The organism is Klebsiella sp. GG_Kp173 (assembly GCF_040062415.1).
GTDB classification, from domain to species: domain Bacteria; phylum Pseudomonadota; class Gammaproteobacteria; order Enterobacterales; family Enterobacteriaceae; genus Klebsiella; species Klebsiella quasipneumoniae.
The window spans coordinates 99,698-114,841 of record NZ_JBEAFZ010000003.1 but is presented as its reverse complement, the minus strand read 5'-3'; the positions used below and the strand labels follow the sequence as shown (position 1 = coordinate 114,841).

Genomic DNA, 15,144 nt, shown 5'->3' with positions numbered 1-15,144 from the left:
TAAAGCTATGGGTTTTCTTTCCGGTAAGCGCATTTTGATCACTGGCGTCGCCAGCAAACTGTCCATCGCCTACGGTATTGCGCAGGCAATGCACCGCGAAGGCGCGGAACTGGCATTCACCTATCAGAATGAAAAACTGAAAGGTCGCGTTGAAGAGTTTGCTGCCGCGCTGGGTTCTGACATTGTGCTGCCGTGCGACGTTGCTGAAGACGAGAGCATCACCGCGCTGTTCACCGAGCTGGAAAAAGTCTGGCCAAAATTCGATGGTTTCGTCCACTCTATCGGTTATGCCCCGGCTGACCAGTTAGACGGCGACTACGTCAACGCGGTCACCCGCGAAGGTTTCAAAATCGCGCACGACATCAGCGCCTACAGCTTCGTGGCGATGGCCAAAGCCTGCCGCACAATGCTGAACCCGGGCTCTGCTCTGCTGACGCTCTCCTACCTGGGCGCCGAGCGCGCGATCCCGAACTACAACGTCATGGGTCTGGCGAAAGCCTCTCTGGAAGCTAACGTGCGCTATATGGCGAACGCGATGGGTCCGGAAGGCGTTCGCGTCAACGCTATCTCCGCCGGTCCGATCCGTACCCTGGCCGCGTCCGGTATCAAAGATTTCCGTAAAATGCTGGCGCACTGCGAAGCGGTCACCCCGATCCGTCGCACCGTCACCATTGAAGACGTGGGTAACAGCGCAGCCTTCCTGTGCTCCAACCTGTCTGCGGGTATCTCCGGTGAAGTCGTTCACGTTGATGGCGGGTTCAGCATCGCCGCCATGAACGAGCTGGAACTGAAATAAGTTCCTTACCCTCCTCGCCCCGGTGAGGAGGGCTCTCCCTTCCCAGGCCTTGTGCACCCCCTGTTATTCCAATCGGCTATTTGTTAGCACGTATCAATATTTTCTCCTGCTTCCGGGTTACGCCAGGATAGTTCTGCATAAACGATCCGCGGAACGGCGGTTCGCCACATACCGAACAAGGAAAGCCCATGGAGCCACGCCGCGTGAATGGCAAAAACCACTGGTATCACGAAACCCAGTCAACAATCTGCCCGGTGGATGTCCTGCCGCTCGTCCCTGAAGCCGCCCATGTTGAAGACCGCTTTTTGCTGGACCTGACGCTGCCGGACGCCTGGCTACACGCCCACGCAGGCTGGCTACGCCCCGCGCGCCAGCTGGCCGAGCGGCTGTTTCCCGACCAGGTGGCGGTGAGCCGCCTGCAAACCTTTACCGCCTACGATCGCCTGAGCACTGCGCTCACCGTCGCCCAGGTCTACGGCGTCCAGCGGCTGTGTAACCACTATGCCGCCCGCCTGGCGCCCCTGCCGGGGCCCGACTCTTCGCGCGAGAGCAACCGTCGTCTGGCGCAGATCACCCAATACGCTCGTCAGCTCGCCGGTTCACCCTCCGTTATTAACGCCCTTTCCCGCAGCCAGCTCGACGAAGTGGGCCTGACCAGTCGGGATATTATCCTGATCAACCAGATTATCGGTTTCGTCGGCTTCCAGGCGCGGGCGATTGCCGTGCTGCAGGCGGCCCAGGGCTTCCCGGTGCGCTGGATCCCCGGTATGCCGCAGCAAGAGGAGGCGCCCGCCGACCTGTTCGTCAACCCACCAGGAGAGTGGGTAACCGACATTGAGGATCCCGATCTGCAGTATGCCGATGACGAGCGCCAGCGGCGTATCGCCAGCTGGCAGTCACTGCCCGGCCTGGGCCCGCTGGCTCCGTTGCTGGCCTGCGACCCGCAGCTGATGGCGCCTCTGGAGACGCTGTTACGCCAGCTCAGCGGCAACGGTACCTTTGGCCCGCAGGTCGCCTTACTCACCGCGCGCACCAATGGCAGCGCCACCTGTTTTGACGCCTGGCTCTCCCACTGGCACGGTGAAGAAGCGTTCGGCAGCCATTTGCGCGAGGGCGATCAGGCTCTCCATCGCTGGCTTGGGCAGCATTCGCGGTCGCGCGCGCTCGTTACCGCGGTACAGTTGTTAACCCGCTCCCCGGACCGGTTTAGCGCCGCCCAGTTAACCCCCCTCGGCGAATATGGACTCTCAGCGGAACAGGCGATCGATCTGTTAACCTGGAGCGGACTATGCGGCTGGATGAATCGTCTGAAAATCGCCCTCGGCTATGTGCGTCAGCAGACGTAAATTGCTGAAACAGCGCTTGCTGCGACAGGCATAATCGCGTAAAAATGTCAGCCGCTCTTTTAGCCACGAAAATACCTAATTATGTTTCAGGATAACCCGCTGCTAGCGCAGCTTAAACAGCAACTGCATTCCCAGACGCCGCGCGCGGAAGGGGTCGTTAAGGGCACGGAAAAGGGCTTTGGCTTCCTCGAAGTGGACGCTCAGAAGAGCTACTTCATTCCGCCGCCGCAGATGAAAAAAGTGATGCATGGCGACCGTATCGTTGCGGTGATCCATTCTGAAAAAGAACGCGAAAGCGCCGAACCGGAATCGCTGGTTGAGCCCTTCCTGACCCGTTTCGTCGGTAAAGTCCAGAAAAAAGACGATCGCCTCGCTATCGTTCCTGACCATCCGCTGCTGAAAGACGCCATTCCCTGCCGCGCCGCCCGTGGCGTTGAGCATGATTTCAAACAGGGTGACTGGGCCGTCGCAGAAATGCGCCGTCATCCATTAAAAGGCGACCGCGGCTTTTACGCGGAGCTGACCCAGTTCATCACCTTCAGCGACGATCACTTCGTCCCGTGGTGGGTGACGCTGGCGCGCCATAATCTTGAGAAAGAGGCACCGGACGGCGTCGCCACCGAAATGCTTGACGAAGGGCTGACTCGCCGCGATTTGACCGCCCTCGACTTCGTCACCATTGACAGCGCCAGTACAGAAGATATGGACGATGCGCTGTATGTCGAATCTGGCGCCGACGGCAAACTGTTGCTGACGGTGGCGATCGCTGACCCGACCGCGTGGATTGCCGAAGGCAGCAAGCTGGATAACGCCGCAAAAGTACGCGCCTTTACCAACTATCTGCCAGGCTTCAACATCCCGATGCTGCCGCGCGAACTGTCAGACGACCTGTGTTCCCTGCGTGCCAATGAAGTGCGCCCGGTGCTGGCCTGCCGGATGACCCTGGCGGCCGATGGCACCATCGAAGACAATATCGAGTTCTTTGCCGCTACCATCGAATCAAAAGCCAAGCTGGCCTATGACGATGTCTCTGACTGGCTGGAAGGCCGCGGCAGCTGGCAGCCGGGCAACGAGGCGATCGCGCAGCAAATTACGCTGCTGAAGGACGTGTGTCAGCGCCGCAGCGAATGGCGTCAGACCCACGCGCTGGTGTTTAAAGACCGCCCGGATTACCGTTTCGTCCTCGGCGAAAAAGGCGAAGTGCTGGACATCGTCGCGGAGCCGCGTCGTATTGCCAACCGTATTGTCGAAGAGTCGATGATCGCCGCCAACATCTGTGCCGCCCGCGTGCTGCGCGACAAGCTTGGCTTCGGCGTTTATAACGTCCACACCGGCTTCGACCCGGCGAATACCGAACAGCTGGCGGCCCTGTTGAAGACCCACGACGTACACGTTGATCCGACGGAAGTGCTCACCCTGGAAGGTTTCTGCAAGCTGCGCCGCGAACTGGACGCTCAGCCGACCGGTTTCCTCGACAGCCGCATACGTCGTTTCCAGTCGTTTGCTGAAATCAGTACCGAGCCGGGCCCCCACTTTGGTCTTGGTCTTGAGGCCTACGCCACATGGACCTCGCCGATCCGTAAGTATGGCGACATGATCAACCACCGTCTGCTGAAGGCCATCATCAAAGGCGAAACCATTGCGCGCCCACAGGATGAAGCCACCGTGCAGATGGCGGAGCGCCGTCGTCTCAACCGCATGGCCGAACGCGATGTCGCCGACTGGCTGTATGCCCGTTTCCTCAACGATAAAGCCGGTACCGACACCCGCTTTGCGGCGGAGATCATCGACATCAGCCGCGGTGGAATGCGCGTACGTCTGGTGGACAATGGCGCGGTCGCCTTTATTCCGGCCCCGTTCCTCCACGCCGTGCGCGACGAACTGGTCTGCAGCCAGGAAAACGGCACCGTGCAGATCAAGGGAGAAGTGGTCTACAAGGTGACCGATGTTATCGATGTCACTATCGCTGAAGTCCGCATGGAAACGCGTAGCATCATTGCTCGTCCTGCAGCCTGACGTCTCTTCACAGCGGTTCCTTCGGGAACCGCTCCTTCTTTCCTCCCTGTCCCGTCATTTCCGTCGCAACGATTAAGGTTGTGCGTTTTTTTCGCTTCTCTTTTTCACCCATTTTTAGCATCATTGATTTCATTCGTTTTTGTTACCAGGATAATGCCATGTCAGATGTGAATGCCCACCTGCTCGCCCAACGTATCGATACCGTGCTGGATATTCTGGTTGCCGGTGATTACCACTCTGCGATCCATAATCTGGAAATCCTCAAAGCGGAACTGCTGGCGCTGGCGGCAGACGACGCCGAGCAAAACAAACCACCCAAAGCGCCCTGGGAAATCTGATTATCGCCCACATGCCGCAACCGGCGATGCTGACCGGTTGCTCGCCGTATAGCCCCCTAACAGTGATGTTGCTATGAACGCCCGACAACAAAGTATTTTGCAAGTGGTAATCGATAAAGGCCGCATGAGCGTCGCCGATCTGGCGAAGATGACCGGTGTCTCAGAGGTCACCATCCGTCAGGATCTAAACCTGCTGGAGAAGCAGAGCTATCTGCGCCGCACCCATGGCTACGCCGTCCCATTGGACAGTGAAGATGTCGAAACCCGCATGATGACCCATTTCGCCATTAAGCGTGAACTGGCCAGCCGCGCCGCGGCGCTGGTGAATGCCGGCGAAACGGTATTTATCGAAAACGGCAGCAGCAACGCCCTGCTGGCGCGCACCCTGGCTGAACGCGGCGATATCACCATCATCACCGTCAGCAGCTATATCGCCCATCTGCTGAAAGAGACGCCGGGAGAGGTGATCCTGCTGGGCGGGATTTACCAGAAACGCAGTGAAAGTATGGTTGGCCCACTGACCCGCCAGTTCATTCAACAGGTGCATTTCAGTAAGGCCTTCATCGGGATCGATGGCTGGCAGGCGGAAACCGGCTTTACCGGCCGCGATATGATGCGTGCGGACGTGGTTAACGCCGTTCTGGAGAAGCACTGCGAAGCGATTATCCTCAGCGACAGCTCAAAATTCAGCGCGGTGCACCCCTATCCGCTTGGCCCAGCCGGCCGCTTTAATCGCGTTATCACCGACGATCGTCTGCCGAACGACTGCCGTGAGCAGTTGTTGCGCAGCGGCCTGACCGTCGATATTGTGCCGTACATCTGATATTCCACCCGCCCCGTGCCCTGCCACCACGCCGAACGGGGCGAAATTACGCTCTGAGAGTATTCCGAGCCGGTAATTAAGATTTTTTACCTGACGATAAATTTAAAAAAAAGTAGAATTATTATTAGCGATATAACAGGAAGTGACTATCACCTGCGTGATTTTCGTGATACCTGCGCACCCTAACTTCATGGAATTGCCCTAAAGCTGCTTTATCAGGCTATGCTTAAAGGAGCGCCGTAATCCATGAATAGATTATTCAGGAGAAAAAAATGATGACTTCAACGAGCAAAAAAATGGCTGCTGTTGTTCTGGCTGTCACTGTAGCAATGTCTCTGAGCGCTTGCTCTAACATGTCTAAACGCGATCGTAACACTGCAATCGGTGCAGGCGCCGGCGCCATCGGCGGTGCGGTGTTAACTGACGGTAGCGCACTCGGTACCCTGGGTGGCGCAGCAGTCGGTGGTATTATTGGTCACCAGGTCGGCAAATAATATAATTACCTGACGAAATAAAAGAATAATTCATACGAATTGACTTACGCACGTTAAATCATTCAAGGCCGCGGCATTCACCGCGGCCTTGTTATTTCACCTGGCCATTAATTAGGGTTGAAAAAACGATTAGCCGCCAGCTAACTTCACTTTCATCCCTTTCGCCTCTAGCAGCGCCTTAAGTAAATCCCGTTTGTCGCCCTGGATCTCAATCACACCCTCTTTCACCGCGCCGCCGCAGCCGCATTTCTTCTTCAGCTCTGCCGCCAGGGCAGTGAGTGCCGCATCGTCGGCATCAATCCCGCTAATCAGACAGACGCCCTTGCCCTTGCGGCCGCTGGTCTGGCGCTGGATCCGCACTATGCCGTCGCCTTTCGGGCGCACCGGCGCCGGTTTCGCCTCGTCGATACGCCCGGTTTCGGTGGAGTAGACCAGGCGGCTGTTGGAATCGCTCATTATGCCCCCTTGCGCAGAGAATCGTTGATCGCCCGCAGCGTCGCGGCAGGATCGGTCGACTGGGTAACCGGGCGGCCAATGACCATATAGTCCACCCCTGCCGCCTGAGCCTGCTCAGGCGTCATAATCCGCCGCTGATCGCCAGCGTCGCTGCCCTGCGGACGGATACCCGGGGTGACCAGCTTAAACGCCTGTCCCAGCTCATGCTTAAAGCGTACCGCCTCCTGAGCTGAACACACCACCCCGTCGAGGCCGCAGCGTTGGGTCAGCGCCGCCAGCTTCGCCGCGTAATCAGCCGGAGATAAGGTAATGCCCAGATCCTGCAGATCGCTGGACTCCATGCTGGTAAGGACGGTGACGGCGATGAGCAGCGGCGCGTCTTGACCAAAAGGCAGCAGCGCTTCGCGTGCCGCGGTCATCATCCGCGCGCCGCCGGAGGCATGGACATTCACCATCCATACGCCAAGCTCGGCCGCCGCCGCCACCGCGCGGGCGGTGGTGTTGGGAATATCGTGAAACTTAAGGTCCAGGAACACCTCAAACCCACGCTGATGCAGATCGCGGACAAACTGCGGTCCCAGCAGAGTGAACATCTCTTTGCCCACCTTCAGGCGGCAGTCGCGCGGGTCGATGCGGTCGACAAATGCCAGCGCTTTATCGCGATTATCATAGTCAAGTGCAACCACAACGGGAGAGGAAGTGACAGCGCGGGAAGATGGGATAGCTGTTGACGTCATGACCAGACCTTAGTGTTGATGGGCGCCAGAGGGCGCAAAAAAGGTAAACGGGCAGCATTCTACCTGTGAAGCTAACAAAATAACAGGCTGCTGTTTTGCCCTGCGCGGACGACGGTGATGCCGGGGCTGCAGACGGCGACTGGAAAGAAATGATAAGTATGTTGTAACTAAAGTGTCGGTTTTTTTTGACCTTACTGGCCGTCGAGGCCGCGAATAGGTTTGATGGTCGCCCAGGAGCGGCAGGACGGACAATGCCAGTAGAGAGTATGAGCGGTAAAGCCGCATTTCTGGCAACGGTAGCGCGGTTTGCTGCGCACCTGCTCACCAACCATGTTTCGCAGCACCCCAAGGCTTTCTTTCGCCCGCCCTTCTTCCGCTTCGTTGAGATGGTAGTCCATCAGCTTATGGAAGACGCGCATGGTCGGGTGGCGTTCCAGCTGCCGGGTGACGTAGTTTTGCGCCGCTTCGACGCCTTCCCGCTGCTCAAGGATCTGTGCCAGCATCAGTTCGGCGGTCGCTCCGGCGTTCTCCTCCACGCAGCTGCGCAGGAAAACTTCCCATTCATCGGCTTTGCCGAGCTGCTGATAGCAGGTCTGCAGCATCTCCAGCGTCTCACCCACCAGCTCTTTATCCTGATCGATAACCCGCTCGAGGCTTTCCACCGCTTTGGCGTAGTCGCCCTTCTCCATCCACACCCGACCCATCATGATCGACACCCGGGCGCTGTTGCGGTCCGCGGCGGCGCCTTTCTTCAACAGCGCCATCGCCTTATCCAGATCGTTGGCCGCCATCTGCTGCAGGGCCAGTTCGCACCAGAAGTTGGCGATTTCGCCACGATGCTTCTCTTTGCCCAGCTTCACCAGCCGCTCAGCCACCTCGATAGCCGACTGCCAGTCGCTGGTCGCCTGGTAGATCTGCAGCAGTTGCTGCAGCGCGCCGAGGCGAAAATCAGTCTCATCCACCAGCTGTTTGAACATGTCTTCCGCACGGTCATACAGCCCGGCGGCCATATAGTCGCGCCCCAGCTGCTGGACGGCCAACAGGCGCTGGTCGTAGGTTAACGATGCGCTTTCCATCAGACTCTGGTGGATACGGATCGCGCGGTCTACCTCACCGCGCGAGCGGAACAGGTTGCCGAGCGTCAGGTGGGCCTCAACGGTGCCGGTATCCTCTTTCAGCATATCAAGGAACAGATCGACGGCTTTATCCTGCTGGTTGCTAAGCAGGAAGTTCACCCCCGCCACGTAATCCCGTGACAGGCGGCTCGCGTCGTCCTGTTTGGACTGTTGTGCACTTCTGCGCCCCATGTACCAGCCGTAGGCGGCGGCAACGGGTAAAAGCAGAAACAACAACTCCAACATAAGAGGTTATTCCTTCACCGCAGGCACGCCTGCGTCGACAGCCGCCGGGCTGACAGGGGCAATCTGGTGCTCAAGGCGCTTAATTTTCCGCTCCGCGCGCGCCAGCGAGACGCGCACCCGCAGCCAGAACAGGCCGCAGATCAGCCAGCCGATGGCAAAGCCTGCGGCAAACAGCACCGCCAGCAGCGTCGAAATGCGGAATTCACCCTGAGCGAGCAAATAGTTGAAAGTGACCTGTTGGTCATTCTGCGCCCCCAGCGTCACTGAAATGACGAAGATTGCTAACACCAGTAAGAAAATGAGTAAATATTTCACATGACTTCCCGTTCTGTGGGTTGCGCGAAAAAAGCCCGCTTTCAGCCCTATAAAGTATCATTTTCGCCGCAGCGGTGGAACGAAAAAGCACGGCAACTCTACAGGATATGCGGTCGGATGCCGCTAAAATCAACATTATTCCGCTTCAGGCATCCGTTTTTTAATATCCTGCGCCTCTTCCCCCGGCGGCGAGAGCGGCCCGCAAAGACGCTGCGTCAGCCAGCAGGCCACCGTGACCAGCACCCAGGAAATCAGCGTGGCGACAATAAGATCCAGTGGCCAGTGCATGCCGAGCGCCAGGCGACTGCCCATCACTGCCGTCGCCCACGCCAGCAGCACCGCGATCGTGCCCCAGCGCCGACGCGGCCACAACAGCCCGGCAGCGAGCAGCGCCCAGCTGGCGGCGAACATCGTATGGCCTGACGGGAATGCAAACCCGGTCTCTTTCTGCCAGTGTTTGCGTAAAAACGGCGGGATGTCCTGCGCCTGCGCCAGCTGCTCATGCACCAGTTTAGCGCGTTCTTTGCGCTTTAACGCGTAGAATTGCGTCACCGGCACCTGCCTTGTGTTTTCCAGCCAGATGACAAACGGTCTCGGCTCCTGAACCCGCGCCTTGACCCAGGATTTGGCCCCCTGTCCCACCAGGATGGCGGCGGCAAGAATGAGGAACAGGATCAGCGCCGCGCGCAGGCGAAAGCGCAGGCACCAGAGAAACCAGGCGCACAGCACAACATGGGTGATGATTCCCCACGGCTGGGTCACCGTTTCCGTCACCCACCAGAGGCTTTTCAGCCATGCCACCGGTAGTCCTGGCTGCCACAGCCAACCAGACAGCCAGACCGTGAGGGGCATGACCAGCAGCAGCGCCGCCGCAAGAGCGGTTCGTCGGGCAATCAACAGCATTTTCTCTCCTTCTCCTTGTAGATGAACATCATAGCGGAAAGTAGATCGTTTGTGCGCTTTCCGCGCGGCTAACCGTTCGCGATTAGGAGAACGTCCCGGCGTTGTGGCAAAATAGCGGTAAACAGAAAGCACATTCAGGTGCTGACAGAATCTGGAGAATCACATGCAGCTTAAACGTGTGGCAGAAGCCAAACTGCCAACCCCCTGGGGCGATTTCCTGATGGTGGGTTTTGAAGAACTGGCAACCGGACAGGATCATGTCGCGCTGGTGTACGGCGATATCTCAGGGCAGGCGCCGGTGCTCGCCCGCGTTCATTCAGAGTGTCTGACGGGCGATGCCCTGTTTAGCCTGCGCTGTGATTGCGGCTTTCAGCTGGAGGCGGCCCTGTCGCATATCGCCGAAGAAGGCCGGGGGATCCTGCTCTATCATCGTCAGGAAGGTCGCAACATTGGTTTATTGAATAAGATCCGCGCCTACGCGCTGCAGGATCAGGGGTATGACACTGTCGAAGCGAACCATCAGCTTGGCTTCGCCGCCGATGAACGCGACTTCACCCTGTGCGCCGATATGTTCAAACTGCTCAACGTAGAGCAGGTGCGACTGTTAACCAATAACCCGAAAAAAGTGGAAATCCTCAGCGAAGCCGGGATTAACATTGTGGAGCGCGTGCCGCTGATCGTCGGACGCAACCCGAAAAACGCCCACTATCTCGACACCAAAGCCGCCAAGATGGGCCACCTGCTCAACAGCAAGCCGGCGGAATAATACCGGCGACAGAGTAAAGAGAGGGCCAGCGATGCTGGCCCTTCGTTTTACAGCATATTGCGGATGACGTAGTGCAAGATGCCGTCGTTGCGGTAGTAGGTGAGCTCGGTCGCCGTGTCGATACGGCACCGGCAGGCGATCACCTCCTGCGAGCCGTCAGCGCGGGTGAGGGTCACCGGCACCGTGGCGCCAGGCTGTAGCGACTGCAGATTACTGACATCAATCCGCTCTTCACCGGTCAACTGTAGCGTTTTACGGGTGACGCCCTGCGGGAACTCCAGCGGCAGAATACCCATCCCGATCAGGTTGGAGCGGTGAATACGTTCGAAGGACTCGGCGATCACCACCCGGATCCCCAGCAGGCGCGGCCCCTTCGCCGCCCAGTCGCGGCTGGAACCCGAGCCATACTCCTTACCGGCAATCACCGCCAGCGGTATCCCCTCGGCTTTATACAGCATCGCCGCATCGTATATCGCCACCGGTTCGCGGTCCGGCAGATGGCGGGTCATCCCCCCTTCCACCCCCGGCACCATTTCGTTGCGGATGCGGATATTGGCGAAGGTGCCGCGCATCATCACCTCATGGTTACCGCGACGGGAGCCGTAGGAGTTAAAGTCGCGCCGGGCAACCCCATGCTCCTGCAGATAGCGGCCTGCCGGACTATCGGCTTTGATGCTTCCTGCCGGCGAAATGTGGTCAGTGGTCACTGAATCGCCCAGCATGGCGAGGATCCGCGCGCCGTGAATATCCTCCACCGGCAGCGGCTCGACGCCCATCTCGTCAAAGAACGGCGACAGGCGAATATAGGTCGAATCTTCCTGCCAGTCGTAGGTATCTGACGCCTCCACCTTGATCGCCTTCCACTCCTCAGTGCCGGAAAATACTTCCGCGTACTCTTTGCGGAACATCTCCGTGGAGACCTGTTCCACCGCGCGGGCAATCTCCTCCCCACTCGGCCAGATATCTTTCAGATAGACCGGCTCGCCGTCGCTGCCCTGCCCCAGCGGCTCACGGGTGAGATCGATGTTCATGTTTCCCGCCAGCGCGTAAGCGACCACCAGCGGCGGCGAGGCCAGCCAGTTGGTTTTCACCAGCGGGTGGATACGCCCTTCGAAGTTACGGTTACCGGAGAGCACCGCCCCGACGGTGAGGTCGCCTTTTTTGATTGCTTCTTCAATCGGTTCCGGCAGCGGACCGGAGTTACCGATACAGGTGGTACAGCCATACCCCACCAGATTGAAGCCGAGCTGGTCGAGGTAAGGCGTCAGGCCGGCATGGGCCAGATAATCCGACACCACTTTCGAGCCAGGGGCCAGGGAAGCTTTCACCCACGGCTGCGGCTGCAGGCCGCGTTCGACGGCTTTTTTCGCCAGCAGGCCAGCGGCCATCAGCACGCTGGGGTTGGAGGTGTTGGTACAGGAGGTGATCGCCGCAATGGCCACAGCGCCATCCGGCAGCGAATAGTGATGCCCGTTCAGCGTATACGCCACCGGCTGGCGCTGACGCTGAAGGTGGTTAACCTCCAGCTCACCGCTGGCGGCAAAGGCTTTCGGCACATCGCCGAGCGCCACACGATCCTGCGGCCGCTTCGGCCCGGCGAGGCTCGCTTCAACGCTGCCCATATCCAGCGCCAGGGTACTGGTAAAGACCGGCTCATCGCCCGGGTAGCGCCACATGCCCTGCGCTTTGGCATAAGCTTCCACCAGCGCTACCTGTTCTTCGCTACGTCCGCTGAGACGCATATAGCTGAGCGTCACGTCATCGATCGGGAAGAAACCGCAGGTGGCGCCATACTCTGGCGCCATGTTGGCGATGGTAGCGCGATCGGCCAAGGGCAAGGTATCCAGACCGTCACCGTAGAACTCGACAAATTTTCCGACAACGCCGTGCTGGCGCAGCATCTGGGTGACCGTCAGCACCAGGTCAGTAGCGGTAATGCCTTCGCGCAATTTGCCGCTGAGCTTAAAGCCGACCACATCCGGGATCAGCATCGACACCGGCTGGCCGAGCATGGCGGCTTCCGCTTCAATCCCGCCCACGCCCCAGCCCAGCACGCCGAGCCCGTTAATCATGGTGGTATGGGAGTCGGTGCCCACCAGGGTATCCGGCCACGCCATCCACTTCCCGTTCACCTCTTCGCTCCACACCGCCCGTCCGAGATATTCCAGGTTGACCTGGTGGCAAATCCCTGTGCCCGGCGGCACCACGCTGAAGCGGCTGAAGGCCTGCTGCCCCCAACGCAAAAATGCATAGCGTTCGTGGTTCCGCTCCATTTCCAGGCGGACGTTGTCTTCGAAGGCCTCGTCGTCGCCGAAGCGGTCGACGGTCACCGAGTGGTCGATCACCAGGTCGACCGGCGAAAGCGGGTTCACCTTCGCGGTATCCCCGCCCAGGCGTTTCACCGCCTCGCGCATGGCGGCCAGATCCACTACCGCCGGCACGCCGGTAAAGTCCTGCATCAGCACGCGGGCCGGACGATAAGCAATCTCCCGGTCGGCATGGGCCTGCTGCAGCCAACCGGCAAGGGCACGAATATCTTCTTCAGTTACCGAGTCACCGTCCTGCCAGCGCAGCAGGTTCTCCATCAGCACCTTCAGCGACTTGGGCAGTCGACTGATATCGCCCAGCTGCTTCTGCGCCAACGGCAGACTGTAGTAATGCCAGGTTTTCTCATTGACCTGCAGCGTGTCCTTACTGGCTTCTCGTAGGGTTGACGACATAGCTCCTCCTTTATCTCAGGGATGGCATACCCCGATTCTCCTCAGGGTCTACATTAAAGATAACACATGCTGGGCATAACACTTTGATAACAACCCAAATTGCTAAATGCGATAGGACGGAGAGGGATAAAAAGGCAATTATCAGAGCGCAGAGGAAATAGCACCAAAATAGTGCAGAGGAGTCGTTTAAGCGATATTGTATTAGTACACGAGGACAAAAAAAGAGCTAATCATTGTCTGTTGGCCGATTAGCTCTTGTGATTGATTTCAGGTTGGATGAATCCCACGGCAAAATATATTCTCCCTGTATTGCCGGTCACTGATTTTATATTACAGTTTCCTTTCACTGTCATAAAAATGACATGTATCTACAACGATGACCTACAGCTTTAGCTGACAATCCAGATGTTGCAGATGGTGAGCGCGATGATACTCCAGAACATCGCCAGCCCTACCAACACTACGCCCCATACGCGACTACGCAGAACGGGATCGATTTCGGTTTTGTCATTCTCGTATGACATCGCCAGTTTCATGTAATCGATATTACTTATCATATTGTCACCACCAATTGCTCAAATCATCAGGTACAGATAAATCTTAATTATGGATAAAAGATTAATCCAGTAAATTTAGTCCTGATGGAATATATTTAACCGGTTATTTGATCGCGGCGGGCATAATGAAAAAGGTGTTGCCAGAAATTATTAATTTTGTGATTGGTTCGAGGTTTAAGTTGTTAAATACAGTCCATCATAGTTAATGGCACTCCCCACAGGGAATGCCATTATTATTTTCAGGGTTATTTTTCCGGTAGTTTTATATCTTTGAACATCGCTTCAATATCTTCATTCGACCGCAAGGCCACCGCGGTATCCACCACATCCCGGGTCAAATGGGGTGCAAAACGTTGAATAAAATCATACATGTAGCTTCGTAAGAAAGTGCTACGACGGAAGCCTATTTTAGTGGTGCTGTGGCTGAAGATACCGTTCGCATCCAGCTTCACCAGGTCCGGATCGGAGACCGGATCCACCGCCATACTGGCAATCACCCCTACCCCGAGTCCCAGGCGAACATAGGTTTTGATGACATCGGCATCGGTGGCGGTAAAGACAATGCGCGGCGTCAGGCCCGCACGGTTAAACGCGGTATCCAGTTCCGAACGGCCGGTGAAGCCAAAGGTATAGGTTACCAGCGGATACTGCGCCAGCTCTTCAATTGACACCGAGCCCCTGGAGGCCAGAGGATGCTCCGGCGTCACCACGATCGACCGGTTCCAGTGATAGCATGGCAGCATCACCAAATCGTCATACAGATGCAGCGCTTCAGTAGCAATAGCGAAGTCGGCGTTGCCTTTCGACACGGCTTCAGCGATCTGGGTTGGCGAACCCTGATGCATATGCAGCGACACCCGCGGATAGCGTTCAATAAAGCCCTTGATCACCCCCGGCAAGGCATAGCGCGCCTGGGTATGGGTGGTCGCCACATACAGCGACCCCTTGTCCGGCCAGGTATGCTCCCCGGCGACAGATTTGATGGCATCGACTTTCGACAACACCTCGCGGGCAATACGGATGATCTCCTGCCCGGCAGGGGTCACCTGAGTCAAATGCTTGCCGCTGCGGGCAAAGATCTGGATGCCCAGCTCATCTTCCAGCATACGCACCTGCTTACTGATGCCTGGCTGGGAGGTATAAAGCCCTTCGGCGGTGGATGAAACATTCAGGTTATGGTTAACCACCTCAACGATGTAGCGAAGCTGTTGTAGTTTCATGCTGATATCCGTTTGCGCGTAAAATGAAGCCGCTTAATACACTTTACGTTCAGGCAACTTGTCGCCTGTGAAGGCCAGGCCTCCCGGCAGTTGGCCATAGTGGCGCCGCAACGCATCCTGAAAGCGATGATGTATAAGACGTTTTAATAATAAAAAAGGTATTAACTATAACCACTATATCATTTATACCAACAGTGTATAGCCGGTAACGAAAAATAATATAGGTGGTTATAAGGGGGCGGAAAGCGCGGAGAGAAAGGAAAACGACACGGCAGAGGCATCCATGGCCCCTGCCG

15 protein-coding genes are annotated in these 15,144 nt (G+C 57.5%); 7 read left to right on the top strand and 8 right to left on the bottom strand.

Annotated features, from left to right (window positions below):
- The first annotated feature begins 7 nt into the window (after positions 1-7).
- The 6 genes from fabI to osmB all read left to right on the top strand — a co-directional run bounded on the left by fabI (position 8) and on the right by osmB (position 5,813).
- A complete protein-coding gene (fabI, locus tag ABLU50_RS03970; protein ID WP_004203888.1) occupies positions 8-796 on the top strand; it encodes an enoyl-ACP reductase FabI in 789 nt (262 codons plus the stop codon).
- Positions 797-984: 188 nt separating this feature from the next.
- Entirely contained in the window at positions 985-2,142 is a 1,158-nt protein-coding gene (locus ABLU50_RS03965; RefSeq protein WP_087832810.1) for a carboxymuconolactone decarboxylase family protein, read from the top strand.
- A gap of 81 nt (positions 2,143-2,223) precedes the next feature.
- A complete protein-coding gene (locus ABLU50_RS03960; protein WP_080841118.1) occupies positions 2,224-4,158 on the top strand; it encodes an exoribonuclease II in 1,935 nt (644 codons plus the stop codon).
- 158 nt (positions 4,159-4,316) lie between these two features.
- Positions 4,317-4,496 carry a hypothetical protein gene (locus tag ABLU50_RS03955; protein ID WP_004203883.1) on the top strand — a complete coding sequence of 60 codons (180 nt, stop codon included), beginning with the start codon at positions 4,317-4,319 and terminating at the stop codon, positions 4,494-4,496.
- Positions 4,497-4,569: 73 nt separating this feature from the next.
- Positions 4,570-5,319, top strand: coding sequence for a DNA-binding transcriptional regulator YciT (locus ABLU50_RS03950; protein ID WP_004203882.1), 750 nt, complete (start codon positions 4,570-4,572; stop codon positions 5,317-5,319).
- 275 nt (positions 5,320-5,594) lie between these two features.
- Entirely contained in the window at positions 5,595-5,813 is a 219-nt protein-coding gene (gene osmB, locus ABLU50_RS03945) for an osmotically-inducible lipoprotein OsmB (protein WP_002901783.1), read from the top strand.
- 129 nt (positions 5,814-5,942) lie between these two features.
- On the opposite strand, the gene yciH is transcribed toward osmB, so the two are convergent.
- The 5 genes from yciH to pgpB form a co-directional block, all read right to left on the bottom strand.
- Entirely contained in the window at positions 5,943-6,269 is a 327-nt protein-coding gene (gene yciH / locus ABLU50_RS03940) for a stress response translation initiation inhibitor YciH (protein WP_004203881.1), read from the bottom strand.
- Positions 6,269-7,006 (bottom strand): orotidine-5'-phosphate decarboxylase, encoded by a 738-nt coding sequence (pyrF, locus tag ABLU50_RS03935; RefSeq protein WP_023318037.1) that lies wholly within the window; start codon positions 7,004-7,006, stop codon positions 6,269-6,271. Before pyrF ends, yciH begins: the two co-directional genes overlap by 1 nt.
- A 191-nt stretch (positions 7,007-7,197) precedes the next feature.
- The gene (gene lapB / locus ABLU50_RS03930; protein ID WP_087832809.1) at positions 7,198-8,367 is read right to left on the bottom strand and encodes a lipopolysaccharide assembly protein LapB; all 1,170 of its coding nucleotides are present in this window, start codon (positions 8,365-8,367) and stop codon (positions 7,198-7,200) included.
- Between the two features lie 6 nt (positions 8,368-8,373).
- Positions 8,374-8,682: a LapA family protein gene (locus ABLU50_RS03925; protein WP_002901780.1), complete on the bottom strand. Its 309-nt coding sequence runs from the start codon at positions 8,680-8,682 to the stop codon at positions 8,374-8,376.
- A gap of 135 nt (positions 8,683-8,817) precedes the next feature.
- Positions 8,818-9,585, bottom strand: a complete 768-nt coding sequence (gene pgpB, locus ABLU50_RS03920) for a phosphatidylglycerophosphatase B (protein WP_004203878.1) — start codon at positions 9,583-9,585, stop codon at positions 8,818-8,820.
- 163 nt (positions 9,586-9,748) lie between these two features.
- Between pgpB and ribA the strand changes: the two genes are divergently transcribed.
- Entirely contained in the window at positions 9,749-10,351 is a 603-nt protein-coding gene (ribA, locus tag ABLU50_RS03915; RefSeq protein WP_004203877.1) for a GTP cyclohydrolase II, read from the top strand.
- Between the two features lie 47 nt (positions 10,352-10,398).
- On the opposite strand, the gene acnA is transcribed toward ribA, so the two are convergent.
- From acnA to cysB, 3 genes are all read right to left on the bottom strand, one after another.
- Positions 10,399-13,071, bottom strand: a complete 2,673-nt coding sequence (acnA, locus tag ABLU50_RS03910) for an aconitate hydratase AcnA (protein ID WP_087832808.1) — start codon at positions 13,069-13,071, stop codon at positions 10,399-10,401.
- Between the two features lie 389 nt (positions 13,072-13,460).
- Positions 13,461-13,628 carry a YmiA family putative membrane protein gene (locus tag ABLU50_RS03905; protein WP_002901776.1) on the bottom strand — a complete coding sequence of 56 codons (168 nt, stop codon included), beginning with the start codon at positions 13,626-13,628 and terminating at the stop codon, positions 13,461-13,463.
- Between the two features lie 245 nt (positions 13,629-13,873).
- Positions 13,874-14,848 carry an HTH-type transcriptional regulator CysB gene (cysB, locus tag ABLU50_RS03900; RefSeq protein ID WP_004203875.1) on the bottom strand — a complete coding sequence of 325 codons (975 nt, stop codon included), beginning with the start codon at positions 14,846-14,848 and terminating at the stop codon, positions 13,874-13,876.
- Positions 14,849-15,144 lie beyond the last annotated feature (296 nt).